Source organism: Rhizobium sp. 05L429 (assembly GCF_056397645.1).
In genome coordinates this window covers 1-25,789 of record NZ_JBFTNV010000011.1, presented here as the reverse complement: position 1 = coordinate 25,789, position 25,789 = coordinate 1, and the positions used below count along the sequence as shown (strand labels likewise).

Annotated in this window: 24 protein-coding genes and 1 pseudogene; 8 read left to right on the top strand and 17 right to left on the bottom strand. The window is 60.1% G+C overall.

Annotated features, from left to right (window positions below; translation table 11 throughout):
- Positions 1-234: 234 nt before the first annotated feature.
- Complete coding sequence (locus AC1DNW_RS13570; RefSeq protein WP_113310902.1) at positions 235-2,184, bottom strand: adenylate/guanylate cyclase domain-containing protein; 1,950 nt, start codon at positions 2,182-2,184, stop codon at positions 235-237.
- Between the two features lie 1,158 nt (positions 2,185-3,342).
- Between AC1DNW_RS13570 and AC1DNW_RS13565 the strand changes: the two genes are divergently transcribed.
- A complete protein-coding gene (locus tag AC1DNW_RS13565; protein WP_007823108.1) occupies positions 3,343-3,678 on the top strand; it encodes a hypothetical protein in 336 nt (111 codons plus the stop codon).
- Between the two features lie 424 nt (positions 3,679-4,102).
- Here AC1DNW_RS13565 and AC1DNW_RS13560 read toward each other — a convergent pair whose 3' ends face one another.
- On the bottom strand, positions 4,103-4,522 hold the full coding sequence (locus tag AC1DNW_RS13560; protein WP_113310901.1) for a hypothetical protein: 420 nt from the start codon (positions 4,520-4,522) through the stop codon (positions 4,103-4,105).
- Positions 4,523-5,593: 1,071 nt separating this feature from the next.
- Between AC1DNW_RS13560 and AC1DNW_RS13555 the strand changes: the two genes are divergently transcribed.
- The gene (locus AC1DNW_RS13555) at positions 5,594-6,151 is read left to right on the top strand and encodes a hypothetical protein (RefSeq protein WP_162748589.1); all 558 of its coding nucleotides are present in this window, start codon (positions 5,594-5,596) and stop codon (positions 6,149-6,151) included.
- Positions 6,152-6,745: 594 nt separating this feature from the next.
- Positions 6,746-7,438 carry a hypothetical protein gene (locus AC1DNW_RS13550; protein WP_113310898.1) on the top strand — a complete coding sequence of 231 codons (693 nt, stop codon included), beginning with the start codon at positions 6,746-6,748 and terminating at the stop codon, positions 7,436-7,438.
- Positions 7,439-7,476: 38 nt separating this feature from the next.
- On the opposite strand, the gene AC1DNW_RS13545 is transcribed toward AC1DNW_RS13550, so the two are convergent.
- The 7 genes from AC1DNW_RS13545 to AC1DNW_RS13515 form a co-directional block, all read right to left on the bottom strand.
- On the bottom strand, positions 7,477-8,304 hold the full coding sequence (locus AC1DNW_RS13545; protein WP_113310897.1) for a shikimate dehydrogenase: 828 nt from the start codon (positions 8,302-8,304) through the stop codon (positions 7,477-7,479).
- Positions 8,301-9,353 (bottom strand): Gfo/Idh/MocA family protein, encoded by a 1,053-nt coding sequence (locus tag AC1DNW_RS13540; RefSeq protein WP_113310896.1) that lies wholly within the window; start codon positions 9,351-9,353, stop codon positions 8,301-8,303. Before AC1DNW_RS13540 ends, AC1DNW_RS13545 begins: the two co-directional genes overlap by 4 nt.
- Before the next feature lie 29 nt (positions 9,354-9,382).
- The gene (locus tag AC1DNW_RS13535; RefSeq protein WP_113297108.1) at positions 9,383-10,111 is read right to left on the bottom strand and encodes an amino acid ABC transporter ATP-binding protein; all 729 of its coding nucleotides are present in this window, start codon (positions 10,109-10,111) and stop codon (positions 9,383-9,385) included.
- A 112-nt stretch (positions 10,112-10,223) separates the two neighbouring features.
- Positions 10,224-10,868: an amino acid ABC transporter permease gene (locus AC1DNW_RS13530; RefSeq protein ID WP_113296992.1), complete on the bottom strand. Its 645-nt coding sequence runs from the start codon at positions 10,866-10,868 to the stop codon at positions 10,224-10,226.
- 7 nt (positions 10,869-10,875) lie between these two features.
- On the bottom strand, positions 10,876-11,544 hold the full coding sequence (locus AC1DNW_RS13525; protein ID WP_113310895.1) for an amino acid ABC transporter permease: 669 nt from the start codon (positions 11,542-11,544) through the stop codon (positions 10,876-10,878).
- Positions 11,541-11,993: a type II 3-dehydroquinate dehydratase gene (gene aroQ, locus AC1DNW_RS13520; RefSeq protein WP_113310894.1), complete on the bottom strand. Its 453-nt coding sequence runs from the start codon at positions 11,991-11,993 to the stop codon at positions 11,541-11,543. Before aroQ ends, AC1DNW_RS13525 begins: the two co-directional genes overlap by 4 nt.
- A gap of 111 nt (positions 11,994-12,104) precedes the next feature.
- Positions 12,105-12,935 carry a transporter substrate-binding domain-containing protein gene (locus tag AC1DNW_RS13515; protein WP_113296989.1) on the bottom strand — a complete coding sequence of 277 codons (831 nt, stop codon included), beginning with the start codon at positions 12,933-12,935 and terminating at the stop codon, positions 12,105-12,107.
- Positions 12,936-13,183: 248 nt separating this feature from the next.
- Here AC1DNW_RS13515 and AC1DNW_RS13510 point away from each other — a divergent pair, with 248 nt between their 5' ends.
- Positions 13,184-15,091, top strand: a complete 1,908-nt coding sequence (locus tag AC1DNW_RS13510; RefSeq protein WP_477853162.1) for a bifunctional sugar phosphate isomerase/epimerase/4-hydroxyphenylpyruvate dioxygenase family protein — start codon at positions 13,184-13,186, stop codon at positions 15,089-15,091.
- 301 nt (positions 15,092-15,392) lie between these two features.
- Here the strand turns inward: AC1DNW_RS13510 and AC1DNW_RS13505 are convergent, their stop codons facing one another.
- The 3 genes from AC1DNW_RS13505 to AC1DNW_RS13495 all read right to left on the bottom strand — a co-directional run bounded on the left by AC1DNW_RS13505 (position 15,393) and on the right by AC1DNW_RS13495 (position 18,085).
- Positions 15,393-16,085, bottom strand: coding sequence for a GntR family transcriptional regulator (locus AC1DNW_RS13505; protein ID WP_113312203.1), 693 nt, complete (start codon positions 16,083-16,085; stop codon positions 15,393-15,395).
- Positions 16,085-16,786, bottom strand: a complete 702-nt coding sequence (locus tag AC1DNW_RS13500) for a GntR family transcriptional regulator (RefSeq protein ID WP_113312204.1) — start codon at positions 16,784-16,786, stop codon at positions 16,085-16,087. Before AC1DNW_RS13500 ends, AC1DNW_RS13505 begins: the two co-directional genes overlap by 1 nt.
- 168 nt (positions 16,787-16,954) lie before the next feature.
- Positions 16,955-18,085, bottom strand: coding sequence for an acyltransferase family protein (locus AC1DNW_RS13495; RefSeq protein ID WP_113312205.1), 1,131 nt, complete (start codon positions 18,083-18,085; stop codon positions 16,955-16,957).
- Positions 18,086-18,435: 350 nt separating this feature from the next.
- Between AC1DNW_RS13495 and AC1DNW_RS13490 the strand changes: the two genes are divergently transcribed.
- The 4 genes from AC1DNW_RS13490 (at position 18,436) to AC1DNW_RS13475 (ending at position 19,893) form a co-directional block, all read left to right on the top strand.
- The gene (locus AC1DNW_RS13490) at positions 18,436-18,696 is read left to right on the top strand and encodes a KTSC domain-containing protein (protein ID WP_113312206.1); all 261 of its coding nucleotides are present in this window, start codon (positions 18,436-18,438) and stop codon (positions 18,694-18,696) included.
- 129 nt (positions 18,697-18,825) lie between these two features.
- Positions 18,826-19,005: a hypothetical protein gene (locus AC1DNW_RS13485; RefSeq protein WP_477853160.1), complete on the top strand. Its 180-nt coding sequence runs from the start codon at positions 18,826-18,828 to the stop codon at positions 19,003-19,005.
- On the top strand, positions 19,002-19,331 hold the full coding sequence (locus AC1DNW_RS13480; protein WP_477853158.1) for a hypothetical protein: 330 nt from the start codon (positions 19,002-19,004) through the stop codon (positions 19,329-19,331). Before AC1DNW_RS13485 ends, AC1DNW_RS13480 begins: the two co-directional genes overlap by 4 nt.
- A gap of 55 nt (positions 19,332-19,386) precedes the next feature.
- Positions 19,387-19,893: a hypothetical protein gene (locus AC1DNW_RS13475; protein ID WP_113297107.1), complete on the top strand. Its 507-nt coding sequence runs from the start codon at positions 19,387-19,389 to the stop codon at positions 19,891-19,893.
- Positions 19,894-19,947: 54 nt separating this feature from the next.
- Here AC1DNW_RS13475 and AC1DNW_RS13470 read toward each other — a convergent pair whose 3' ends face one another.
- The 5 genes and pseudogenes from AC1DNW_RS13470 to AC1DNW_RS13450 all read right to left on the bottom strand — a co-directional run.
- Positions 19,948-20,157 (bottom strand): hypothetical protein, encoded by a 210-nt coding sequence (locus AC1DNW_RS13470; RefSeq protein WP_113335753.1) that lies wholly within the window; start codon positions 20,155-20,157, stop codon positions 19,948-19,950.
- Positions 20,158-20,405: 248 nt separating this feature from the next.
- Positions 20,406-22,343 (bottom strand): hypothetical protein, encoded by a 1,938-nt coding sequence (locus AC1DNW_RS13465; protein WP_113312207.1) that lies wholly within the window; start codon positions 22,341-22,343, stop codon positions 20,406-20,408.
- A 215-nt stretch (positions 22,344-22,558) separates the two neighbouring features.
- The gene (locus AC1DNW_RS13460; protein ID WP_477853156.1) at positions 22,559-23,260 is read right to left on the bottom strand and encodes a class I SAM-dependent methyltransferase; all 702 of its coding nucleotides are present in this window, start codon (positions 23,258-23,260) and stop codon (positions 22,559-22,561) included.
- A 309-nt stretch (positions 23,261-23,569) separates the two neighbouring features.
- Positions 23,570-25,495: an SGNH/GDSL hydrolase family protein gene (locus AC1DNW_RS13455; protein ID WP_113312208.1), complete on the bottom strand. Its 1,926-nt coding sequence runs from the start codon at positions 25,493-25,495 to the stop codon at positions 23,570-23,572.
- A gap of 165 nt (positions 25,496-25,660) precedes the next feature.
- Positions 25,661-25,789, bottom strand: a pseudogene (locus AC1DNW_RS13450) (IS5/IS1182 family transposase); the annotation flags it as partial.

Below are 25,789 nucleotides of genomic sequence, written 5' to 3'. Positions count from 1 at the left end.
CTGCCGCGAGATCACGCTGGCCGTCCTGAAGAAGCTCGTTTGAGGCTGTTGAATGTGTGAGCCTCGATAGCGGCCATTGACCCCCATCAAATGATGATCGGGCGGTGTGGGTTCTGGCCTCCCATCGTGCACGAAGCAGAACAGTGGCGTCTCCCGTGGAAAACCTGGACCTTAATGCTTCCCTCCGTCCAAGGCCCGATGCGCAGGCGGGGCAAGCCAGTCAGGGTTACCAAGTCACTTTAGGTTCTGTCTTTCATTGCGCCGGCTAACCTGGCCGTCACTCTCCCCGACGAGCTCCCACAAATCCACCCTCTCGGCGCGCCCCTTGACCTGTGACAGACCCAGCGGCCGAAACTCGAAGCGATCTCCCACCGCGTCATGAATAGCCGCACTCACCAGGATCGACGTGCCGAAGTCCTTGTTCAGCCCTTCCAGCCGTGACGCGACATTGATCGTATCGCCCATGGCCGTGTACTGCTGGCGCGAAATGGCGCCGAAGCTGCCCACGACGGCGGGGCCGGTGTGGAGGCCGAAGCGGGTGAAGAGTTCTGGGCGGCCGTTCCGGCGGTTCTCCTCGTTCAGGGTGTCGATCGCCGCTTTCATGGCGAGCGCGCAGCGGCAGCCGTGTTCGGCGTGGCTGTCATCCTGCACGGGTGCATTCCACATGACGAAGATGGAGTCGCCGAGATATTGCACGACGGTGCCGCCATTGCGCTCGGCGATGGTGTTCAGGAGTTCGAAATAGGCCGATAGCGTATCGACCACGTCTTCGGGTGAATTCCGCTCGGATATGGTGGTGAAGTCCCTGATGTCGGTGAAGAGCGCGGTCACATCCTGCCGCGTCGCCTTGACGACCGCTCGGCCCTCGGGACTGACGATGCGCCGGACGACTTCGCGCGGGACATAGAGGGCAAACTGGCTGATGGCGTGGCGGCTGGCGGCCAGCGCGCTCGCCAGCGTGTTGATCTCCGATATCCAGGAATGCGAGACGGCCTTCTCGCTGACATCGAGATCGCCGATCCTGCGCGCCTCGTCGGCGAGGCGATAGAGAGAGCGGCTGACCATGCGCGAAAGCAGCACGGATGCGGCGACACCCGCGATGACGAAGGCGGCGGCAATCAGCAGATTGCGCACGAGCAGACGGTTCGCCTCCGCCACCAGGTCCTCCATCGGCACGACGATGGCCGCCACACTTCCCTTGAAGAGACCGGAGACGCCGACGGGGGCGATCTGCACGAGCTGGCGTTCGCCATCGAGTTCGATCCGCGCCAGGCCGCCATTGGCAAAGGCCGGATCGCGCCTGAGCCTCGCCACGGTTTCGACGCTGGTGTCGAAGCCGTTGGCCGTCGCATCGAACGCACCCGATGCTCTCGACCATATTGCGATGATCCTGCTCATGATATCGGGGTCGGAATGGGCGACGAGATCATCGCCGGCATCGATGATGTAGGCGCGCGCACGCGGCGAAATTCCCTGCGCATTCAGGAGGGCGCTGACGGTCTGCAGATGGATGTTGATGCCGACGACCACCCGGCCGTTGCCCCGCATGGGTGCCGCGATCGTCAGCGTCGGCACCTGCAGGGTTCCGGCGACATAGGGGCCGACGGAAACCGGCGCGCCATCCTGGATGACGGCCTGATACCAGGGGCGCTGGCGCGGATCGAAGGATGCATAGTCGATGTCCCGCCCGCTGATCTCTCTTGCCTCGCTGTCGAGAAAGCGAAGCGTCGAGATGACATCGGCGGTTTCCCGCCCGGCAATCGTCCTGATCGCGAAAGCCGTCCCGTCAGGTGCGGCAAGTGTGCGGCGAACATCCTGCCTCTGCGCGTTGATGACCTGCAGGTAGGAGCCATCGGGATAGCCGGTATAGATGCTCGTGGCATTGGGGATGTTTCGCAGAACTTCCAGAAGGAATTCCTGTTTCGCCTCGATATCCCGAGGCGGCGGGGAGGCGAGCTGCGGCAGGGTCGATGCCAGCGCCACCGCCTCCATGCCGCCCTGCAGCGTATTGCGGTATCCTTCGATCAGCCGCAGGCTCATCTCGCGCATCTGCTGCACGCCGGCGCTGACCGCGGCATCGCTGCCGCGGCTGAAGGCCAGCCAGATGATCGGCATCGACGTGCACAGCAGCGATGCGACGACCAGAACGCCGAGATGCAGTCTTAAGGGTCTGGACCAGCGCACGAGACTTCCCTCGAAATGCGGGCGCGTTTCAGCACGGGCATCGTCTCGATACTATCCGGCCGTGCAGGAATGAGCGTACCCAACTGGCGCAGCTAACTGCTTTTTGAGGCGTTGCACAAGGCGCTGGCGGCAGGAGCCCGCTCGGGCCCGCCAGGCTGGAGACGGTATCGATGGGATGAATAGCGCTTCCCGAAAGTGCGCCTTGCCGGAAAGGGTCGGGCATCGGACTTTGGTCCGATTGAAGCCGATCCGCTCTCTGCTACATACTTTCCCGCTGACCCTGAAAAATTCAGCGCGAAAAGGGTGTCTGACCCTGACCCGGCGCACCCTTTTCAACTTTCTCCTGTTAGCCGCCGATGCCCCTCGGCGGCTTCCTTTGCGTTCTCGTGCGACGCCTTCCCCCCGGTGGATAGGGGCGTAGCGGCGTGTCACGCACTTTTCACGCGACTCTTGCTCCCATCCATGATTATTTCACGCGCCTAACGCGTTTTTGGCGGACTGAGCAGGTATAAGGGCTCGCATATGTATTGAGTGGCGGCCCTTGTAACTGGCCTCAAAATCAGGAGGTTTCGGCCTCTTTCGGTCCTGATTTCTCGCGGCACGGCGGCCCTGTTCGATGGCCGCATCCCACATCACCATGACCATAACCAGCGATGCTGACAGGCCCCACGGCTGAGGCGGCCAACGGCTTGGGGCGTTCGCTATCTCTTCATGATGAGGTGTGTTCGCTTCCGGCCGGAAGCGGCATTGATCATCCATACGCACCGTTCAAAGCACGGCCTGGAAACAAATGAAGGGCTCCCACTCAATACTCGGCGAGCCCCCCGCATCGGTTTCGGTCCTAGTAATCCTACTACCGCCGCGCATGCACTTTCGTCGCGGCGCAGCCGATTCGCAATTCATCCAAAAGGGTTAGGTGGAGGCGCGGTCACGCGCGCTCATGGGGGCTTGCGATAGGCATCCTGTCGAGGGGTGACAGGTGCAATGATTTTGCCCGCTCAAAGCCGCCGCTCTCCCTCCATCACTGGGTGAGGAGATCGCCCTCGCCAATATCAGGCCAACGGGCGCGCCTGAGAATTCTTCTGTGGTTGTTCTTGCGCGTTACTCGCGCCAGGCGGGCGGCAATGCTAGGAATCGCCTGCCAACTGGGGTTGTCCAATGAAAAAACTCATTCTCGCCGCGGCACTTGCCGCAGCGCTCACGTCCTGCGCGAAAAGACCTGACGCCATCGTGCAGGCCGATATCCCGATGCAGGCCTACACCAATCTCAGTTGTCCGCAGATCGCTAGCGAACACAGCAAGGAAAAGGTGAAGCTCGACGGCCTCTCGAAGCAGCAGATCTCGGCGGCCAATGGCGACGCGTTTGGTGTGTTCCTGGTGGGAGTGCCGATCGGCAGCGTGGCCGGTGGGGACAAGGAAGGCGAGGTTGCGGTGTCCAAGGGCAAGGTTTCGGCGATGGAGAGTGCGGCGCTTTCGAAGGGGTGTAAGTTGTAGGTGAGGGGTAAGGAGTAAAGAGTGGGAAGTCGGCGGCAAGGGCAGCGGCTGGCTACCTCTCCATCGTCATCTCTGTGTCTTGGTGCTAGTGCCAGGGACGTCACAGAGATCCAGTCACTGCGCGTCTGCGCGGTGAATGACACATCTGAGGTGAGGGGTGTTCGCTAGCCCAAAAGTCGCCGCCAGATGCCGGACAGGACCCGAGGCTTTTACGATGTGGAGTGCCCATCAGATGATAATGGGGTGGTGGGCACTAGGCAGGGGGCCGTTCTGGTACCCCCAATCATTCCTGAACTTCTTCTGGCTCTGGCAGCTTAAAGTTCGCTGCGTCGTAATCGTAGGTTTCCACGATTATATCGGACGAAAACTCCCACCGCTGGTATTTTCGGATTATCTTGAGGATTCTTCCATCAGCATTTGAAATCTATATGTCGGAGCGAGCCTCATTCGGGAAACGATGCCACAGCGCCTTATAATGCTTCGCCGATATTGAGTTCAGCATGACCTTTCTGACGAAGCGGCACTCAGTGTACTTCGGCCCTCGTCCCATGTCATCGATCGGATAGACTTCCGGGTTGAATGAGGTCCACTTACCGCCGCGAATCTGTCGTTCATAACCGTATGGCTTATCGACAACCGTTTCCATGAACGGTTTCTCATCCTCTCGTCGGTACATAAGCACATGAAAGGCAGCCGAGCCGTGTGTTTTGAGATAGGCGCCATTCACATCCCTGCAGGAAGGGTCCTGCACCACCGCGGAACTACTTGAGTCACCTGAGGCCAGCATGACCTCTGCTGAAGCGAACAACGCGAACGCAGCAAGGAAAAGCACTTTCAAAGACATGTTTCTAATCCCCCGATCATATCAATTTGCGTGCTGCAATCTTGAAGTCAATCACCGTTTGATGATGGGGTGGCGGTGGGGTTATTGCTCCATTGCAACAGCCTGGATACACCTCGACAATTCACCGGTTGCCGAGGGAGCATCCATGATTCTTTTCAAATGCGTTCTGGCGACACTGATAACGCTTGGTCATGCGATGGGACCGCGGGATGAAGATCCGCTGGCCAGTTGCAAAAGGCTTCAACTCTCGTTCTGCAGCGATGAGGCTGAGAAACCGCAGCCGCCATCGACCGCGAATTGAGGTCGATCGATAATCGGGTGGTGGGGAGTTGCGGACAGAGGCCCTTGACGATTAGAGGTCCGTCCGGGTTAGGCTCACGTCAGGCGCATATACCCCGAGATGCGTTCCCCAGCCGCGTACGACGATGCCAATGCCCGGTCTCAAACTTGATCTGATGCTCTGAGGAACGTTGCACACTCGGCCGATAAGAAAAGGCATGTCTTCCAAGTGGACGGGAGCGCGGCAGATCCCTCCACCGTAAGTGGTTGCATTCTGTACAGTAAAAGGAAGCGCAACTTCATGGCCTACGAATAGTGGGAGCAGCATCGGCCAAATTAACAGGATATTGCCTCCCACAAAGTAACCGACAAACGGGCTGGTTATGATGGTGACGAGGCGCTTCAGTCTGCTCACCCCAAGCTGTCTGCCGCCTTTCCAAAAAACCCAAACAAAAAGCGCCGCAGACAGGGAGCCCGCGATAGTTCGCAGAAGATTTGTCTCTGCCACCCACTCGGCAGACGGAACGAAATTGAAAACGCCCACCACAATCGACGACGAAACGCCGAGCAGAAACCAGGAACAAATAAAAATAACTAAGGACAGAGGAATCAGCAAATTCCGTGGCTTGATAGAACCGTTCACAAGCGCCTCGCAATCGATCGGCCGATTATCTTATGCGGTTCATAGCCGATCGCCGGTTTGCGAAGCAAATGATGATCGGGTGGTAGGACTAGCTTCGGATTTCAACTTAACGTAATCGTCGGCCCGACGTGACGCGGGGGTTAACAAAGATGCATTTGAGAAAAGTATTGCAAGCAGCCGCGGTCGCTATTTTGCTTCCGTTTGGCGCTGGGGCAGCAGACTGGACCGAACTGGTTTTTCCGAGTTTGAATGACTGCCTTCCAGAGCCGCAAAAACTCTTCATCGACGGAGAGACTAGAAAATTCGTCACCGAGGGGATCGCTGTAGACATTAGGAAATATCTTGATGTCAAAAAAGCAAAGGTCAGTAACGAATGTAAAAAGCGAGAAGATACTTCTGCAGCATTCGAGACAAGGGGAACCTTCTACGGGAACAAATACCGATCAATAAAAATTCCACTGGGCGGACATTGTGATTGTTTCACCTGCGGACTCTATATGATCGAATTTGAAAACGATGCTGAGACCGTCAGGTCGTCGATCTTTGCCAAGACGGGCGTTCACCTAAAGATTGCTCTGGACGAAGAAGTTGACGTTATGCCCGAGCCTGGGTTGGACGAGAATGGTGAGGATCCGGTAAGAAGGTTGGCTGGCCACATTCTCCGGCAAGGAAACAAAAGCTCGTTCGTCTGCGATCTGACTTGGTAGATGATTGAAAAACTGCAGACTGCTTTCACCGAATCCCGGCGAGCATTCGTCAACGCCCGATGAAGGGGGGGTGGGGATCAGACAGCGAGCGAGTCTTCATCTCAAGCGCCATTTTTCCGCGAAAAAAGCGATCTCATGATCTTATAGAAATCCCTAAGAACCTGCATTTCGGAGTAGACGCGTCGATACTGGTCATATGGTACGTCCCAAGGAGGTGCAGGCGGATCTCTTTCGTTGCTCCTAACTCCCCAGGGCCCAACGCTATCGTCTCGTGGGTTCTGCGTTTTTCTCGGTAGCTCGTTATTCTCGTCCCGCTCTGTCGTCATTTGATATTCTTAACACCCCGTCATGCTTGAGCCGTCCAACGTCGCGGCCGCGCTCAAAAATTCGATGCCCATTTGGCGGATAGAATAGTGCACTCTCGCTGCAAGTCATCGCCGCACTTACTCTGGATGATGAGGCGGTGGGGTATGGCCCTTTGCGCCGCCATTAGCGGACATTGCCTCCATCGCAGAACGTTGTTAGGGATACTCGGCTTTGTGCCGTCAGCGCTTCTAGAATTCCAATCACCTCCTGGACGACAAAAGAGCAAGCATGCTGTTAGTTGGTGCTATGTTGGGCGTGCTCGCCCTGGGCGTTCTATCGGTTATAGCCGCTATCGCAGTCGTCTTTCTTGGGTTGCGCCGCCTTTGGCGATGGACGCATCCGAACCAGTTCGCGCTGCGAGGTCTCATTATTGCTTTTGGTCTGGGCGCTATCGTATTGCCCTACGTTGCCATCAAAATTAGCGAGCGAAACTATATTCTCGCACGTGTTCCCGAACCGCTCGAAGTGGCGGAGATCGAGTACCGCCTGGAAGAAACCTGGGGCGTCGGTTTCATGCCCGGAGACAACGAGACTGGTTTCGTTGTCTATCGACTGACCGGTGACAGCGCAGACTGGGCACGGAAACAGGGGAGCCGGTTGGGCGATATGCTGCAGGGAGCAAAGGGAGCATGGCGTGAAACTCCCGTTGACGACTCGAGCGACCAGACAGCAGTAGACCGATGGCATCCCTACGACGACGATCCGCAGATGATGGCCGTACCGCCCTTTGACCACCACCCTCCCACAATACTCGAATTCCTGGGAAAATACGGCTTCGAGATCCCGATTAAAGGAGGGCGCGATAACGAAGCCAACCGGTCGATCCGGTCAACTGGTTCATTTTATTTTTATGGAAAGGGGGGTAGTGTCACGATTGTAGATCCGGATCGGGGCAAAGTTTATTTCGCCTATGCTGGGTGAGCATCTACGACTAGCCCATTATTGATTGGCGAGTTTCTCTACAACCGCGCCACCCGCCGCAAATGCTCCGCAGTCGTCGTGGCAAACCCAAAAAACTCCAAATAAGCCGGTATCTGCTCAAACAGCATATCCGTCCCCACCTGATACCCGCATCCTCGCTCCTTTGCGGCTGCGAGAAACGGCGTAATCTCCTCCTTCATCACCACTTCGCCGACGAACATCTCGGGCGAAAGCCTGTTCACATCCAGCGGCAGCGGGTCGTCCTTGCGCATGCCGAGCGGCGTGGCGTTGATGACGATGTCGAATCCATCCGGGTCGTTGGAGCCTGTGGTGACCCTGGTTGCGGGGTAGTAGGTGTTGAGGCGGGTTTTCAGGCCTTCGAGTGCGGCCTCGTTGTCGTCGTGGAGTGCGAGGTGGCCGATGGCGGCGGAGGCGAGCGAGGCGGCGATGGCGGAGCCGACGCCGCCGGCGCCGATGAGGAGGGCTTTGGTGCCTGCGATGATCTGGCCCTTGCGCTTGAGGCCGCGCACGAAACCTTCGCCGTCGAACATGTCGCCGATGAGTTTGCCGTCCTTGCCGAGCTTGATGGCGTTGCAGGAGCCGGCCACGCGGGCGTTGGTGGAGATTTCGTCGAGCAGATCCAGGGTCGGGATCTTGTGCGGCATGGTGATGAGGGCGCCGTGGATGTTGGACAGGCGGAAGACGAGCTTCAGGAAGGCGGGGTAGTCTTCCGGCCGGCAGCCCATCGGCACGACGACGGCGTCGATGCCCTGTTCCTCGAAATAGGGATTGTAGATCAGCGGCGCCTTGAAGCTTTCCGTCGGGTAGCCGAGATGGGCGATCAGCCGTGTGGTGCCGCTAATCATGGGGTTTCGCCTTTTAGGAATATAGTCCTTCCCGTGCCGGCGGACGCCTTGATGGCCTCGATGACCTCAAGGGTCGCAAGCCCTTCACGGCCGCTGACGAGGGGCGCGGCAGTCCCATCGATGACATCGCAGAAATGCTGGAGCTGCAAAGTCAGCGGATCGGCCGGAGTGACGGGCAGGCGCTCTTCGGTGAGTTTTTCGCGCCAGTCGGGGCGGCCGGCATTGGTCCAGAGCGTGAGATCGGGGATGGCGAGCGCGCCTTCGGTGCCGCCGATCTGGTAGCAGAACTGGTCTTCCCGGGGGAAACCGGGGTTTTCGCCTGAGGTCCGCTCCCAGCTCCAGGGCGAGGGCACGGCATCCGACGCGCTGAGGGTGGCGAGCGCGCCGCTTTCGAAACGCAGGAGCACGACGGCGGTGTCTTCGACCGCATGGCCGCGGGCGGCATTGGATTCCATCGCATGCACGCTTTCGACTTCGCCGAAGAGATGGCGGAAGAGATCGACATCATGGATGAGGTTGATGAAGATCGGCCCGGCGCCCGGTTCGCGGCGCCATGTCACTTCGAAATAGTCATCGGGCTTGGCGACCCAGAAGCTGCCGTGCACGGAGCGGATGCGGCCGAGCCGGCCGCTCTCGATGAGGTGTTTGGCCTGCCTGATAATGGGATTATGGCGGCGGTGGTGGCCGACGAGGATGGGCACGCCGGCCTGTTCGGCACGGCTCACAAGGCCTGCGGCTGCCCTGGCATCGTCAGCAAGAGGTTTTTCGATGAGAACGGGGATGCCTGCTGCCATCACATCGTCAGCGTTTGCCACATGCAGCTGGTTGGGCGTTGCGACGATGACGCCATCGGGCCGCGTGTTTGCCAGTGCTTCGGCAAGGCTTGCAAACCAGGGGAGCCCGTTTTCGCGGGCTTCGTCGCGGGCGGCGGACGAGGGGTCGATGATGGCGGCAAGGGCGGTGCGCGGCTCTGCGAGCACGCCTTCGATATGGCGCTTGCCGATCAGCCCGGCGCCCATGACGGCTATCTCAAGGGGGCGTTTTGACATGGAGCTTCTCCCTGAAGCCGCGGGGCGGGCTAGTTGCGCAGGATTTCGCCGAGGAATTTGCGGGTGCGCTCATGGCGTGGATTGGTGAAGAACTCTGCCGGTGCCGCCTCCTCGACGATTGCGCCGCTCGCCATGAAGATCACCCGGTTGGCGACCTGGCGGGCGAAGCCCATTTCATGGGTCACGCAGATCATCGTCATGCCTTCCTCGGCAAGGCCGATCATCGTATCCAGCACTTCCTTGACCATCTCGGGGTCTAGTGCCGAGGTCGGCTCGTCGAAGAGCATCACCTTGGGCCGCATGCAGAGTGCTCGGGCTATCGCCACGCGCTGCTGCTGGCCGCCCGACAGTTGCACCGGGAATTTATCGGCCTGTTCGCCGATCTTGACGCGGGCCAGCAGCGTGCGGGCGCGTTCTTCGGCTTCGGCTTTGGAAATGCCGAGTGCGCGCATCGGCGCCAGCATGCAGTTCTGCAGCACGGTGAGATGCGGGAAGAGGTTGAACTGCTGGAAGACCATGCCGACCTCGCGCCTGATCGCGTCGATCGCCTTGGCCTGATTGCCCAGCAATATGCCGCCGACGCGGATCTCGCCCTTCTCGTAGGTCTCCAGATGGTTGATGCAGCGGATCAGTGTCGATTTTCCGCTGCCGGAGGGGCCGCAGAGCACGATGCGCTCCCCCCGGTGGACGGTAATGTTGATATCGTGCAGGGCCTGGAAGGCGCCGTACCATTTCTCCACATGGCTCATGGTGATCATGGTTTCGCCAGTCGTGACCAGATTGGGCGTGACCAGATTGGGCGTGACCTGATTGGGGGATGGAGCGGGTGCTGCTGTCATGGTCTTTGGTCCAGTTCGTGAGATCGCGGCATCAGCGCGCGTGCGCGGCGTTGAAGCGCCGCTCCAGGCGGGCGCCGAAAATGGTCAGCGGGCAGCACATCAGGAAATACAGGATGCCAACGACGCCGAAGACGGTGAGCGGCTGGAAGATCTGGTTGGAGATGATGTTGCCGGCGCGCGTCAGCTCCGTGAAGCCGACGATGGAGGCGAGCGACGTGCCCTTGATGAGCTGCACCAGGAAGCCGATCGTCGCCGGCAGGGATATGCGCAGCGCCTGCGGCAGGATCACATCCTTCATGCGCGAGACATATTTGAGGCTGAGCGCCTTGGCCGCCTCCGTCTGGCCGCGCGGCACGGCCTCGATTGCGCCGCGCCAGATCTCGCCGAGATAGGCGCTGGCATGCAGCGTGAGGCCGATCGCCACCGCTTCCCAGGCATCGAGCCTGAAGCCGATGAGCGCCAGCCCGTAATAGGTGACGAAGAGCTGCATGAGCAGCGGCGTGCCCTGGAAGACGGCGATATAGGCCGAGGTCAGCCGCTCCAGCCACGGCATGCCGCAGGTGCGCGCGAGCGCCACGCCGAGGCCGGCAATGCAGCCGCAGACGAAGCCGACGGCCGAGAGTAACACGGTCCATTTCAGGCCGATCAGAAGGAAGATGAATTCTTCGCTGCCCATGGTGCCCTCACTTGACCGGATAGGTGAAATAACGGGCCGAGAAGAGCGCAAAGAGGCGCATCATCAGCCAGGAGATGATCAGGTAGAAAATCGTGATGGTGAAATAGACCTCGAAGCTGCGGAAGCTGTCGGATTCGATGCGCTGGGCGACGGAGGTCAGCTCATAGGCAGAGATGGCCGAGCAGATGCTGGTCGAGAGCGTCAGAAGCACGAACTGGCTCGTCAGCGACGGGTAGATGGCGCGCAACGCCGGCTTGAGGATGATCAGCCGGAAGACCTGCACCTTGTGCAGCCCGAGCGCCAGGCCCGCTTCCATCTGGCCGCCCGGAATGGATTGCACGCCGCCCCTGATGATCTCGATCGCATAGGCGCCGCCATTGATGCCGAGCGCGATGATCGCCGTCGGCGTCGGGTCCAGCCGGATGCCGATCAGCGGCAAGGCGAAGAAGAGAAAGAAGATCTGCACCAGGAAGGGCGTGTTGCGGATGATCTCCACAAAGCCGATCACCAGCCAGCGCACCGCCTTGATATGGGAATCCCTCAGCGCCACGCCGCCGATGCCGATGATGACGGCAAGCACCATGCCGCAGATGGCGAGCAGGAAGGTGCCGAGACAGCCGAGCAGCAGGCTCGGCAGGCCATCGATGACGGGGGTGAAATCCAGCTGATAGTTCATGCTGCTTTTGCCGCTCCCACCATTCCTGCCATGGCCTCTATCGCCAGTTCGTAACCGCGGGCGCCGAAGCCGATCATGATGGCGGTGGCGACGCGCGAGACAAGGGACTTATGATAGATCTCCTCGCGGGCATGGACATTGGAAATATGCAGCTCGATCTTCGGCGGATCGAAGGTTTTCAAGGCATCGAGCAGGGCAATCGAGGTGAAGGTGTAGGCGGCGGGATTGATGATGATGCCGCAGGCCTCCTTGCGGGCCTGATGGATGCTTTCCACCAGTTCACCCTCGAAATTCGTCTGGCGGAAATCGATCGCAAAGCCGAGGGGCTTGGCCCTGGCGAGACACATCTGCCTGATGTCGGCAAGCGTCGTGGAGCCGTAGATGGCGGGCTCGCGTTCGCCGAGCAGATTGAGGTTCGGTCCGTTGAGGACGAAGATGGTTCTGGTCATGTCGCGCACCTCGAACGGGGCAATGCTAGTTGCTTGGTCTTGGGCATAAGGGTGGTGTGGACGGGCGTCGGAACGCCCGCCTTGGTACTCGGATTGTCAGAAACCTGTCGCTCAGCCTGCCGTGAACGAAATGCCCTCGAGGCTCTTCGGGAATTCCGGAACCGGCACCTTCATCCACTTGTCGTAGATCGTCTTCAGCTCGCCATTGGCCTTGATCTTGTCGATGAAGGCGTTGATCGAGGCGTTGAGTTCCTTTTCGCCGAGCCGCGTGCAGGCGCCGTTATAGAGCTTCTGGAATTCGAGCTTGTTTTCGAATTCGCCGGGACGGGCCTTTTCCACACGGTCCATGTAGAAGATGTTGCCGCCGAGCGCCTCGACCTGGCCTGACACCAGCGCCTGGACGCTTGCCGCATCGCCGTCGAAGCGGCGGATGGTGGCGGTCGGCGGGGCATTCTTGGTGACCTGCGTATCCTGTGCGGCACCCTTGGCGACCGAGATCGTCATGTTGGCCATATCGTCATTGGTCTTGATCGACTTGTTCTTGGGGCCGATCAGGACGATGGCATTGGCATTGTAAGGCTGGCTGAACTGCACGGCCTTGGCTCGGTCAGGCAGCATCGCCATGGTGGCGAAGAGCACATCGACGCGGCCCGATGTCAGCGCCGGGATGCGGTTATTGACTTCGAGCGGCACGAATTCGACCTCGACGCCCAGTTCCTTGGCGTAGGCCGTGGCCATATCGGCGTCAAAGCCATCCTGCTTGCCGGCGCTGGTGACGAAGCCCCATGGCGGATTGTCGCCCTGGATGCCGACGATCAGCTTGCCGCGGGCCTTGATTTCATCCGGGGTGACGGCAGCGGCCGGGTTTGCAAGCCCGATGGCGGCCACGAGAGCGGCGGCACCCAGCATGGCGCCACGCCGCGTCAGCAACGATTTCAGCATTGGAATTCTCCTCCTTTTTTGGCGGTCGGCCAAATTGCTTCAGACGCGACCTCACAGTCATCCTCTCCCGACTGTTCCCCATCATGTTTGCCAGAGGGTCACCCATAAATCAACATAGTTTTTGAAAATCATATGAGACTTTTCATTTGGTCAATTGAATTGAAATCCTCACGACATTCGCCATAATGCCATGAGGAGGGTCGCTGGCCTCAGCCATCGCGCCCGATAACGAGGAGGATTTGTTTGATATGAAGACCTCGATTGCGACAGTATCGGTCAGCGGCGAGCTGCCGGAAAAGCTCGAAGCGATTGCACGCGCCGGCTTCGACGGCGTGGAGATTTTCGAAAACGACTTCCTGGCCTTTGACGGCAGCCCCGCCGATGTCGGCCGAATGGCGCGCGATCTCGGCCTTGTCATCACGCTCTTCCAGCCCTTCCGCGATTTCGAGGGCATGCCGGATACGTTGCGCAGCCGCACCTTCGACCGCGCCGAGCGCAAGTTCGACATCATGCAGGAGCTCGGCACCGACATGGTTCTCGTCTGCTCCAATGTCTCGCAGGCAGCCCTTGGCGGCCTCGACCGGGCGGCGGCCGATTTCCGCGAGCTGGGGGAGAGGGCGGCAAAACGCGGGCTGAAGGTGGGATACGAGGCGCTCGCCTGGGGCCGCTATGTCAACGACCACCGCGATGCCTGGGAGATCGTGCGCCGCGCCGACCACGAGAATGTCGGGCTGATCCTCGACAGTTTCCACTCGCTGTCGCGCAAGATCGACATCACGTCCATACGCTCGATCCCGAAGGAAAAGATCTTCATCGTGCAACTGGCCGATGCGCCGCTGATCGACATGGACCTGCTCTACTGGTCCAGGCATTTCCGCAACATGCCGGGCGAGGGCGATCTTCCGGTCACCGAATTCACCGAGGCCGTGGCGGCGACCGGCTATGACGGTTTCTTCTCGCTGGAGATCTTCAACGACCAGTTCCGCGGCGGCTCGACACGGGCGATCGCGGCAGATGGCCACCGTTCGCTGATCTATCTGGCCGACCAGATCCGCCGCAAGGTGGAGACGCCGATCGGCATCGAGATGCCTGCCAGAGCCGAGGTCAAGGGCGTCGGCTTCATCGAATTCGCCACCGATGACGAGGAGGCGGTGGAGCTGGTTGGCATCCTGCAGGCGCTCGGCTTCCGCAAGGCGGCGGTGCATCGCTCCAAGAAGGTGACGCTCTTCCAGCAGGGCGATATCCGCATCCTCATCAATGTCGATCCCGAAGGTTTTGCCAATGCCGCCTATGCCGTGCACGGCACGTTCGCCTATGCGGTGGCGCTTGTCGTCGAGGATGCGACCGAAGCCTATGCCCGCGCGCTGGCGCTCGATGCCGAGCCTTTCACCCAGGCCGTCGTCGAGGGTGAGCTGCAGCTGCCGGCGATCCGCGGCGTCGGCGGCGGGCTGATCTATCTCATCGATGATAAAAGCCCGCTCGGCCGCTTTTCGGAGATCGATTTCTTGCCGGTGGCAGAGGAGGGCGCGGAGGGGGATGCAAAGCACGCCGGCGATGCCGGCCTCCTGCACGTCGATCATATCGCCCAGACTGTCGCCTATGACGAAATGCTGACCTGGCTGCTCTTCTACACCTCGATTTTCGAAACCCGCAAAACCCCCATGGTCGATATCATCGATCCCTCCGGCGTGGTGCGCAGCCAGGTGATCGAAAACCAGTCCGGGACGCTGCGCATCACCATGAACGGCGCGGAAAACCGCCGCACGCTCGCCGGCCACTTCATGGCCGAAAAATTCGGCTCCGGTATCCAGCATCTGGCGTTTTCGACAGATGATATCTTCGCCACCGCCGCAGCCTTGCGCACCAACGGCTTCAAGCCGCTGCCGATTTCGCCGAACTATTACGACGACGTGGAGGCTCGATTTGGCCTGGAGCCGGAGCTGACCGAGCGGCTGAAGGCGGAGAACATTCTCTATGACAGGGATGGGGAGGGCGAGTATTTCCAGCTCTATAGCGGGACCTATGGAGAGGGCTTCTTCTTCGAGTTGGTGGAGCGGCGGAGCTATCGCGGCTATGGGGCGCCGAACGCGATTTTCCGGATTGCGGCGCTGAAGAAGCAGATGCGGCCGGAGGGGATTCCGAGGGATGCGGGGTGAGAAGTATGGTGTCTGTTTAAAGTGATGGGGTGAGGGTTATTGTGGTCAGCCTATCCTTTGTGGAGAATGGGTTTTCTATCGGCCATTCGCGTCAATGGCCCCCTCATCCGACCCTTCGGGCCACCTTCTCCCCCAGGGGAGAAGGGATTGCCGCACCGTTTCGGCCTTCTCAACGGCGTCGCACGGCACGTCCCCTCGCCCCATCGGGGAGAGGGCTAGGGTGAGGGGGCTCCGGGCGCTACCAAGGCTATGATCAGCAACAAACTGTAACCCCTGTCTCCGTGCCAGAGCGCTCCCACTCTCACCCAATCCGCCCACTCGTCAGCACATGCGCCACCCCACTCTGCACATGCCGCCGAATAACCGCTCTTGCACCCTCGACATCCCGCTTCAGCGCCAGCTCGAACAGCAGCTTGTGATCATCCACCACCGCCTTGCCGCGAAAGCTCTGCGCCAGCATGTGATAGCGCAGAAATCGGTCGAAGACCGACGACAGCGTCGCCATCAGCGTCGCCGAATTGCAGGCGGAGACGATTGCCTGGTGGAATTCCCAGTCGTAGCGCACCCAGTCGACGGTGCGTGAGGCGTCGCCTGCCAGGAGCTTCCTCTCGGCGGCTGCCAGCTTGTGGTGGGCGGCGACGATGCGGCCTTCCCATTCCAGGTTTCCGGCGGCGAAGGAGAGGCCGATCGCGTGGGTTTCGAGCACGGTGCGCAAATCCGCCAGCTCTTCCAGCTCCTTGATCGATGCCGGGCTGACCTCGAAGCCGCGCTGGCCCTCGGCGAGCACCAGGTTTTCCATCGCAAGGCGGCTCAGTATCTCGCGCAGCGAGGATACGCTGATCGAATAATGCTCCCTGGCCTGTTCGAGCTTGATCTTGGCGCCCGGCGCCAGCGCACCCGAGATGATATCCTGCCGGACCTGCCGGAAAACGACATCGCTGATCGTCTCGGAGGTATCGCCTGCCGTCTTCGGCACCGGTCTTTCGCTGCGCATCAGGCTGTCATCCGCTTGGCCTGCGCGGGCAGGGCCGATAGCAGCCCCTTGCCAAGCGCATGTTCGACGCCCGCCTGGATATGGCGCTGCAGGATCTCTTTGGCGGTCTTGCTGTCGCGCTTGAGGGCAGCCTCCAGAAGCTGCTTGTGCTCCTCTTCGGCGACGCTGCCGCGATAGGAGAGCGCCACCATCTGATAGCGCAGATATTTGTCGAAGACGGAAGAATGGGTTTCCATCAGCAGGCGCGAGCCGCAGGCGGCGATCAGCGCCTGGTGGAATTCCCAGTCATAACGCTTCCAGTCCTCGGCATGGCTGGTATCGCCTGTCGCCATCACCTTTTCCATGCGCGCCAGCTTGTAATGGGCCGAGACCAGCTGCGCTTCCCATTCCACATCCCCCTGTTCGAAGGATTGTTCCAGCGCATGTTCTTCGAGCAGCAGCCGCAATGCGGCGATCTCGCGCAGGTCGGCAACGGAAACGCCTGCGACCTCAAACCCCCGCTGCCCTTCGGCAACGACGAGCCCTTCCGAGGTCAGCCGGTTGAGGATTTCGCGCAGCGTGCTGACGCTGGTCTCATAGGCGCCCTTCAGATTCTCAAGCTTCAGTTTCTGCCCGGGCGAAAGCCGCCCAAAGATGATATCCGCCCGAATCTGCCTGTAGCCACTCTCGGCGACGGTCTCCTCGATATCTTCCTGCCGCATATTTGTCTCCGAGATTTTGCGTTTTCTCCTATATAGCGGGAGAACTCGGGTGCGTTCAACGGAAAACGGATTTTGGGGTAAAGGGCGAGTAAGGCGCGCTCCTGCGCGCCGACAAGGCAGGAGGCGCAGCCGTGAGGCCGCGCTATCCGGCGCTTTCGCAGTTGCCTGTCAGGCGGAGGCGCGGGGCTTCGTCAGGCCCTTGCCGATATTCTGGCCCGGCATTTCGATGAGGTTATAGCCAACCCAGGCCAGCCCGTAGACGATCGGCGTGGTGATGGCCAGGGTCAGAGCCCAGCGCACCGGATTGGAGACGTCAGTTGTCTGGATCAGATAGGCGATGACCGGCTGCATGACCATCAGGTGAATGAGATAGGCACCGAAGGAGAGCTCGCCGAGGCTATGGAAAAAGCCGTTGCCCAGCCAGGCGCCGATCGGCCTGAATATTCTCGCCATTGGTTCCGGCAGGCGGTGCGTATGGATGAAGGCGAAGAAGATCAGGACCAGAACCACCCGCACGATCTCATGCTTCAGGTCGTGTTCGCCACCAATGGGCGCAAGCACCAGCACGACGCTGATTGCCGCAAACTGATAGGCCCGCGCGCTGTCCGCCCTCAGCGCGCCGGCGAGCAGCATGCCGGCCGCAAAGATGTGCATCTTGTAGGCAAGGAAGGTCGGCATCGGAAAATGAACGCCGATCTTGCCCAGCCCATAGGCTATCGCGATGCCAACAACGGCCGCGCCGACAAGGCCCTTGAGCCAGCCGATACGGCCGACCAGGATCATGACGAAGGGCAGGGCGGCATAAAACTGCATTTCGAGGCCGATGCTCCAGTCCGGCAGCGCCGTCCTGTAGGCGAAGTGCGGGCTGAGACCGAAGAGGAAGGTCAGGTGCGCAAGATAATTGGCCAGGCTGCTGTCCAGATAGCGCTCGGCCAGCTGCGGCGTCACGCCATTGAAGCCATCGATCACCATCCGGGCATTGTAGATGAGGGGTCCCAGCGTCAGGGCGGCGACAAGCAGGACGTAATAGAGCGGCGCAATCCGGAAATAGCGCCGTACCCAGAAGGTGATCCAGGTGCTGTTGGCCTCCCAGGGCTCCCGGTCGCGCCGGCGCTGATAGTGGAAGACCATCAGGAATCCGGACAGCATGATGAAAAGATCAACGCCGAGATCGGGATCGCCTATGACGGGAACCGAGAAGCGGGTGAGGAGGTGAGCATGGCCAACCAGGACCCATAGGGCCGCCAAGCCACGCAGGCCATCGAGGCAATCGACTCGACCACCGGCAACACTCGTCATGTGTGAATTTCCTCTGCTTAAGGTTTGCGTAAGGTTATGGAATTTCAGCATCCACCCGTCAAAGTAAGCGAAATGGACCATTTTTCGAGCGGCGGCACAAGTTTTTATTGCACTGCGGCAAGAAAAGGAGAGCCCTTGAAGCCGCAGCTGGGGCCGCTTTTTACCGCCATCAGATCGCCGGTCACCCCCATGACATGCACTCGCCCCGGGTCCTCGGCGGATCATGCACCAGGCATTCGGGGTACGGAAATTTGAGGACGGGGCGACGGCCTTCGCGTCGACAAGGTATACAAATGCTTGACTATTTTCTTAAGAGTGTTTCCATTGTGCGATGCAGCACAGGAGCGACAATGGAACTCTCGTCTAAGCTGGTGAAATCCGTTGTCTACGACCCGTCGACCGGAGTGCTCGATATCGAGATCCGCCTCAAGGGGCATCGCCGATATTTCAATGTACCCCCGGTCGTGTATGAAAACCTGATCACCGCCACGTCGCCCGGCTGGTATTACACGCGCCATATCCGCGATGCGTTTCCGCGCTCGGCGGAAGGGGCGGAAGGCCGCCTCGGGGCATTCAAGGCGATTCTCGGCCGGCGCGGCCAGTTTTCCTGATCGCGGCGCAGGCGGCGTTCGGCAATCTCACAGCGTCGCCGATCGAGGAAGCGTCTCCCGGCGAAGTTTTTTGACCTTGCGTCACGCGGCGAATCGAAGCCAGTCTGGGTTGCTCGGACGGGGGATAGCTTGGCCCATAGTTTCAGATCCTGCCTATTTGCCGCAATTGCCGTGACCGTTTCGGCGGGCTTCGCCACGGCTGAGGAAATGCCGGCTTTCTGGAAGAAATCCATGACCAACGATCCGGCGACGAATTATTATGTCAAGCAGGCGATGAAGCCGCTCGACAACCCGGATGCCAGACATTGAGGGTCGTCAAGCTCGCCAATGCGCTCGGCAATCTCTGCAGCGGCGCGCAGCTGAACAAGAAAGCTCTCTTTTCCTATATGACCGAGACCGGCTTTGCGGACATCAAGGGCAAGGCCTATAACGAAGCCGCCTTCCTTGCCGACAGCACCTTCCGGTATTTCGACTACCGCGCGCTTGCCCATCTCTGCGCCGGAAGCGCTTACCTCTTCGGCCCCAAGGGCCAGCTTGAGCCGGGATTGCTGAAGACCGGCAAGGGCAAGCCGAAGGCGAGCTACGATTCCAGCAATCCCTTTGTTTCTTTGCCGCCACTCGCGAGGAAATCCTGACGGGAGCGAGGGGAGAATGGCTTGCGCGCTGCAGCAAATTTAGCCAGCATTGGGCATGTCGACTCTCAAGCAACTCTCCATTGCCCTGGGCCTGCTCACCAGCGATCATGCTCCCGTTCCCGATCAGGACGGGTGGCAAAATTATGTCTGGCGCGTTCAGGCGGCGCAGCAATGCCTTCATGTCGAGGATGGATTTTGCGAAGTCGTCCAGGACAAGTGGGATTGGAAGCGGCCGCAATATTACAGTTTCGCCTTTCGCCCGGACCCAAAGACCAATTCCATCATGTCCCGCATCACGCTGCGGAACGAAGATCCCGATGACGACGATCAGGTCTGCGTCGTCGCAAGCTTCCTCAATGCGGCGGGGCAGGAGGTCGGTATATTCTTTGCCAACTGGCGCGCGCTTCCCGGCCGTTCCTACACGCGCGCGGCGCCGATCTGGTTGAGCACCGATGTCAGCGAGATCGCGACCGTGGCAGTCGGCACGAAGCAATGCGACGTGAAAGCGATGACGGACGCCCAGAATTTCTACAGGGTCCGGCTCGAGCTGAAGCAGCGCTGAGAGCAGACGGACAAGGGGGCAAGAGGGCGAGGGGCGGTCGCGCGCCCGGCAATCCTATTGAACGTCACCGCCGGATCGCGCAGGCGCAAACCTGTCGCCGGGGCTGCCGATCCTGTCGCCTTTCCTGACGCCGATCGTTCCGGTCGGGCGCGGGTCCGCGCGCTGATCGCCGGGCCATGGGACGATCATGAAAAGAAGCACCAGCACGAGCGCCACGAGCGGCGGTGCAACGAAGATCATCAGTAGATAATTCAATGGTTTCATCGAATCTTGTCGTCAGGCGAGCGTTCGCCTGAGCAGCGGCTTTCTCAAGTCTGTTGCGGTTCGTCAGCGCCGATGGACTTTCCTGTTGTCCATCTTCACTGATCCCCTGCCGATGCTGCAAACGCGACAGGGAAGAATTGCGGTATGACCTCTGATCCTTCGTTCATCACCTAACCCGGACCGCCATAAAAAGATATAACGGGCGTCACACTGTGCGGGCATGCCGGCGAAGCATGCTCCCGTATTTGCTAATCGGCCTTCTGCAATACCTGCACGAGAGCCGGGTCGGCCGCGAGCCTGGTGGCAATATAGTCGTTGCCCTGTGATGTCTCATGTGTCCCGTCCGAGGTGAACGCGCCGCCGGGAGAGGCGCCGTCGGTTGGAAGGGCAGCCCATGCGCCGGTTTCTGCCGCCGGAGTCGTCGGGTTGCCGGCCTCGCCCCATTTGCCGGCATCCGCGCAGATGACCATGTCGAGCGCTCCGTTCGGGTTCGTCCGCAGGAACCGGTTGATCCAGGAGCGGAAGCTGACATGGGCGGCATAACCGGACCTTGGGCTCTGGTAGCTCGGATCGCTCCAGGTGAGGTTGACTGACGCATTTCCGATGGGAGAGCTGAGGCCAATGGGCAGGTTCACGGTAATCTGGTTGCCGTTGATGGCCGCGATCGGCGCGTAGTTCTTCCAGCTCGTGTTGAAGGTTTTCGGGGTGAGGCCGGCCACGCGAACGTTGCTTTTCAGGAGGAGTTTTGAAGCGTCGGGGATGGTGAGAGTGAGGGCGCCGGTGCCACTGTCATAGGTATAGGCCGATGCGTTGACGCTTGACGTCGTGTCGGGCGTGAGCGTCGGCGGAATGATCTTCACGTCAGGCATCGCAGCCCTGTATTGCCGGAAGAGCTTGCGCATCTTGCCGGCAAGCGACATGCCGGCGGTCGAAGCCATGTCGTCCGGCCCGATAAAGGTCCATCGGACGTCGCCATCGACGATGTTCCTGCCCGTGCCGCTCGGCGCAACAGAGCCGGAGGCGCCGCCGGCATCGGCGATATAGGCATTGCCGTTGACCCTGCAGGTGTCGTCGACCGCCCAGGTCTTTTTCGACCAGGCCGGTGTCGAGGTCTGCGACGTGTCGTTGTGCGGATCGCAGGGAAGGAGATGCGTCGGATTGCACCAGGCGGCAAACTCCATGCGGCGACTGACACCTGATATGAGCTGATAGTTATAGCTGTCGGCACCTCTGGACATCTGGACGCAACCGAGACGGAGCTTGTATGCCAGGCGCGTGCCCCAGCCGGTATTGCCGCAGCGGTCGCCGCCGCCATCGCCAAATGTGCCGGAACCGGCGGTACCCTCGTTGGCACCCTGAAGCTTCGAGTTGCCCATCGACATGATGGCAACGGCATGTGCGGGAACGGCGATCCTGATGGCGCCGACCAGCATGGTGCCGGGATTGCCGGTCTGACCGGCATTGGCGGCGTGGAACGTCGTCCGGGTCATCGTCGGATCGTCGGCAATCAGCGATGTCGTCGCATTGAACGAACCGTCCCGGCGGCCGATAAAGGTCGAGGCATTGACGACGCTGTTGATGGCCTTGTTCTTCACCGCGCCGGAGCGCCCGGCGACGCATTCGTGCAGCAGGATGCCGCCGATTGCGGTAAAGGCCGGAATGTCGGCCGGGGCCTTCACCGCAAACACCATCATGCGTTCCGCCTGGCCCGGAACATAGGAATAGATCGCCTTGTCATCCCTGGTGTTCAGGCAGCGATAGCGATTGGCGAGGTCAGGCGAGGATGCCGAATTGTCGTTGAACGGATATTCCATCGACAGCATGAAATCATAGGCTTCGGCGAGATCGACCTCGAGGACCGGACTGTGCGGCGGACGCTCCAGCGTCCAAAGCGGAAAGGAAAACTCGATCAGCTCGCCCGCTTTGACATTGTAGGGCAGGAAATATTCCTTGCGCCGAACGAAGGCCATCTGGGGCGAACCGGATGTATCCTTCTGATAACCCGCATTCGTGCCATAGGCGACGGCGCGGCGCACCGTCTGCCCTCCAGCGTTCCGGGCAGCATTCCCGGCAGCAGTCACCGGCGTTGCGAGCGCCGGCCGGGCGCCCGCGGTCAAGGAAGCGGCAATGCTGCCGACTGAGATCGCCGAGAGGCCGACGATCAGGTTCCGGCGTGTGCTGTCCAATGCGAGCCTTCCGTCATCAGGTGTGATCGAGCTGGTCGCCAGCTCCGGGATAGCCGCGATAAGGCGACCGGATGCAACATTGGACGCAATGGTGGCGATGGTTGGGCCGTCACGTCACAGCTCGATGAAAGGGCGGAATCGATTTTCGGAAAGCCTGATGCACAGATTCAAAAAGTTAGAGCGTCGCTGGTGCGTCCCGATGGACACGCGGCGCTCTAAGCGGCTTGCTTGGCGACAAATGCCTTTTTTGCCACGACGATGTAGTTTTTCGGAAAACCCGACTGGGTATATTTCTGCCGCGCATCGAGACGATAGAATACCCGGGCCAGATGCCTGCATGCCATACGCACGGATGCCAGCAGCGGAACGGCTGCAACCCCCAGCGCGCCCGGCGCGATGTTCTTTGCGCCGCGCGGCAGATGCTTCGAAGCCGTTTCCATCTGATAGGCGACGGTTCCCAGATATCCCTCCATCCAATCCAGGCTGATGATTTCAAAGCCCGCATTCGCGAGGAGATGGCGCCACGCAAATTGCGTGTATCTGAAGAAGTCGTAAGGCTGCTCATGCTCCTCGTAGAAAAGCGGTGCAGAGCAAATCATCGTCCCGCCATTCTTGAGGACGCGGTACATCTCCTCAAGCACGGCAACCGGGTCCGACAGATGCTCCAGGACCTGGTTCAGCACGATGGCATCGAATCTGGCTTCGGCTACGGGAATATTTGAAAGGTCGCACACATAGGTGGACTTCGCATATTCCTTGTCGACCATTTCGAAGTCGGCGGCCTCGTAGATGCAATGGCCGAAAAGGTGCCTGTAGGGCTGGCTTCCCGCTCCAGCATCAAGCACGATCGACCCTGCGGGCAAGCTCCTGGCGAATTCCTCGTTGTGTCGTCCAAGCCAGATTCTCGAAGAGTTCATCACATCCTCCAGCGATCCGTTCATGCACTCCAGCGACCCGATGGACGCCACGGTAGCACCCGCAGGCTGCTGGTCAATCGGTTTTGCGCGGTTTGCGCGCGCGAGCTGGCACGATCCGCCTGGATCGGCCAGCGAATAGCGGCGCGTCAGCGGCGGCTTTTATCCTCATTTCATACACGTAAAAATTAGCAGGTTGCGATCTACCGCAACTTCAAACAATACTGGTATTGCCTATGAGTATTCTGCCCGGATTGGGGGGCCTCGCGCGTCAGCGAGGCCTTTTTCCGTTCAAGAGACGAAGAGGTGGTGCTATGCGCCGAACCCCCATAGCGCAACAGGATCGACGTCTTCCATGACCTTGATCTTCGAAAACTGAATGGCCGATGGCGGTGCGGTGCGGTCGCCGGTAATGCGGATCTCGATGCCGACACGGTCGGCGGTTCCCCAGGCCGCATCCCATCGGAACGGTTCGGAGATGAGCCTGTACGTTCCGGGGCGCCCGTTGCCGAGAACGAAAGTGTCTGAGGAGAGCCGATAGCCACTGAAACCGCTTGAGCGGTTTGTCGTGCCCTGGCGGGTTATGGACCGCAATTCGATGAAAGCCGGCGTGCCGTCGAACGCCTGAAGCTCGCACATTGCGCGATACCATTTCGTCTGATCGAGGGTGAACGGCACGGAAATGGACTGCGCGAGAAGCTCGAAGTAGGCCCCGATATCGACCTGAAGCGGGGTGTAGTCGATGCGCTGGGCCTTATAGCCTCCACCGATGTCCACGAGCGAAGCCACGGCCGAGACATTGCGCAGGACGCTGATCGCGACCCCGGTTGCGACCTGTCCGGTGCCGGTTCGGTTCGCGCTGGTATTGGCCCATGTCCCGGCAATGCCGCCATTGAGCTGCGATATGCCGGTCGGAGCAAGGTTATTGTTGGCCGGGTTGAGGTCGATGAAGGTTCCGGCAGAGAAGAGGCTTCGAATGACCGGAAGGAGGATATCCTCGCCAATGGCGCGGGCGCCCTTCGGGCTCTGGTGTATCTTGTCGTCTAGATACATGGTCGTATCGGGGACGCCGCCAGGCGCGAGCACCGTGTCGAGATCGACGACAGCCACGATACCATCGCGGGTGGATTGGGTGGCGATCCATGCGTTGAACGCGATACGCCTGGCATGGCGGTCGTCGCCTGCAGGCCAATCCCCGCGATATGGCACCTTTACGACGATGGCGAGTTTGCCGGCCTTGCGGATTTTCGACAGACCCTCGTCGAACTTGGTGATCAGATACCGGAGCGAGGACTGGCCGTCATCGCCCGATGATATGGCATTCGAGCCGCCTTCGAAGATCATGGCCTTGAAATCGCCAAGCAGGAAGGCGTCGAGACGGGGGACGATCCCGCCCAGAAAGCCGGCGCCTGAAAAGGCAAGATGATCGGCCGATTTCGCGTTGTTGAAGCCCGAGGTGTTCAGCGCCAGCGGTGACGTCGGATCAAACCACTGATCGGCCCGGAAGCGGGGGTCGAGACGTTTGACCCACTCGATCAGGCCGATACCGATGTTGAAGCCGGCGCGGCCGGCTGCGGTGTCGGGGATGTTGGCGCTGAAATCGATGTTGTTGTAGGCGATGTAGCTATCACCCGTTGCGCCCAGCAGGGCGCCGGCTGCGAGCGGGATGCTTGGCAGCGCGACAAAGGCCACGACCGGCCCCATGGCTGCGCTGGTTGTCGCAATCGCCGTGCTCTCGGCCATCGCGGTCTCGATCACGCGCAGGTATTTCCCCGTCAGCGTTCCCAAGGTGAATTTTGTTCCACTGAACGGACTGCCGATATCCACCCATCCGGTCGATCCGTCGTCGGAAACCTGCATCTGCCGGCTGATGCTCGCGGGGACGACATTATAGGTGGCGGGCTGGACGGTGATCTCGAGCGTGTTCATCGGCGTCCCGGTCAGGAAAACATCCGATAGGGAACCCGGTGCCCCACCACCCTTGACCGAAATAACAGGCGCATTGCCGTAGAGGCTGCGCCCATCCGATATCCGGACTGCGCCGAGCACGGGCAGGTCGTTATAGACGGTCGCGCCATTGGTGACGATCTCGACACCCGGGACTGGCTTGTTGTCGACGAACAGGGTGGTGTCGCCGACATCGCGGATGCCGATGACAGGGCGGTTGTTGAACATGTGCGTGCCGTCGGGCACGATCACCACGCCCTGGACGCGCTGCATATTATAGAGTTTCGCCATCGGCGCGTCTTTCTCGCTCGCGTGAAAAAACAGCGGCCGAAGCCGCTACAGCATCGGCCCGAAAATCTGAATCGATTTTCGGAAAGCCCGATGCGCAGATTCAAAAAGCTAGAGCGTCCTTTGTGCGTCCGAATGGACGCACAGCGCTCTAGGCTCCAGACTCAATCAGGCCCACCAAATGACGATGGCGGCGATGTAGCAAGTTGCCGCGAAGTTGAGCATGAGCTTGTCATATCGAGTTGCGACACGCCTCCAGTCCTTGAGGCGACAGAAAGCACGTTCGATGATATTTCT

What these genes read in the sequence shown, in the direction of transcription:
- aroQ (WP_113310894.1), bottom strand. Translation starts at nt 11,993, where the DNA reads ATGACCAGAACCATCTTCGTCCTCAACGGACCGAACCTCAATCTGCTC.
- AC1DNW_RS13495 (WP_113312205.1), bottom strand. Translation starts at nt 18,085, where the DNA reads ATGACGAGTGTTGCCGGTGGTCGAGTCGATTGCCTCGATGGCCTGCGT.
- AC1DNW_RS13535 (WP_113297108.1), bottom strand. Translation starts at nt 10,111, where the DNA reads ATGATCACCATGAGCCATGTGGAGAAATGGTACGGCGCCTTCCAGGCC.
- AC1DNW_RS13455 (WP_113312208.1), bottom strand. Translation starts at nt 25,495, where the DNA reads ATGGCGAAACTCTATAATATGCAGCGCGTCCAGGGCGTGGTGATCGTG.
- AC1DNW_RS13540 (WP_113310896.1), bottom strand. Translation starts at nt 9,353, where the DNA reads ATGTCAAAACGCCCCCTTGAGATAGCCGTCATGGGCGCCGGGCTGATC.
- AC1DNW_RS13460 (WP_477853156.1), bottom strand. Translation starts at nt 23,260, where the DNA reads ATGAACTCTTCGAGAATCTGGCTTGGACGACACAACGAGGAATTCGCC.
- AC1DNW_RS13530 (WP_113296992.1), bottom strand. Translation starts at nt 10,868, where the DNA reads ATGGGCAGCGAAGAATTCATCTTCCTTCTGATCGGCCTGAAATGGACC.
- AC1DNW_RS13510 (WP_477853162.1), top strand. Translation starts at nt 13,184, where the DNA reads ATGAAGACCTCGATTGCGACAGTATCGGTCAGCGGCGAGCTGCCGGAA.
- AC1DNW_RS13560 (WP_113310901.1), bottom strand. Translation starts at nt 4,522, where the DNA reads ATGTCTTTGAAAGTGCTTTTCCTTGCTGCGTTCGCGTTGTTCGCTTCA.
- AC1DNW_RS13525 (WP_113310895.1), bottom strand. Translation starts at nt 11,544, where the DNA reads ATGAACTATCAGCTGGATTTCACCCCCGTCATCGATGGCCTGCCGAGC.
- AC1DNW_RS13565 (WP_007823108.1), top strand. Translation starts at nt 3,343, where the DNA reads ATGAAAAAACTCATTCTCGCCGCGGCACTTGCCGCAGCGCTCACGTCC.
- AC1DNW_RS13515 (WP_113296989.1), bottom strand. Translation starts at nt 12,935, where the DNA reads ATGCTGAAATCGTTGCTGACGCGGCGTGGCGCCATGCTGGGTGCCGCC.
- AC1DNW_RS13470 (WP_113335753.1), bottom strand. Translation starts at nt 20,157, where the DNA reads ATGAAACCATTGAATTATCTACTGATGATCTTCGTTGCACCGCCGCTC.
- AC1DNW_RS13545 (WP_113310897.1), bottom strand. Translation starts at nt 8,304, where the DNA reads ATGATTAGCGGCACCACACGGCTGATCGCCCATCTCGGCTACCCGACG.
- AC1DNW_RS13550 (WP_113310898.1), top strand. Translation starts at nt 6,746, where the DNA reads ATGCTGTTAGTTGGTGCTATGTTGGGCGTGCTCGCCCTGGGCGTTCTA.
- AC1DNW_RS13490 (WP_113312206.1), top strand. Translation starts at nt 18,436, where the DNA reads ATGGAACTCTCGTCTAAGCTGGTGAAATCCGTTGTCTACGACCCGTCG.
- AC1DNW_RS13500 (WP_113312204.1), bottom strand. Translation starts at nt 16,786, where the DNA reads ATGCGGCAGGAAGATATCGAGGAGACCGTCGCCGAGAGTGGCTACAGG.
- AC1DNW_RS13555 (WP_162748589.1), top strand. Translation starts at nt 5,594, where the DNA reads ATGCATTTGAGAAAAGTATTGCAAGCAGCCGCGGTCGCTATTTTGCTT.
- AC1DNW_RS13475 (WP_113297107.1), top strand. Translation starts at nt 19,387, where the DNA reads ATGTCGACTCTCAAGCAACTCTCCATTGCCCTGGGCCTGCTCACCAGC.
- AC1DNW_RS13505 (WP_113312203.1), bottom strand. Translation starts at nt 16,085, where the DNA reads ATGCGCAGCGAAAGACCGGTGCCGAAGACGGCAGGCGATACCTCCGAG.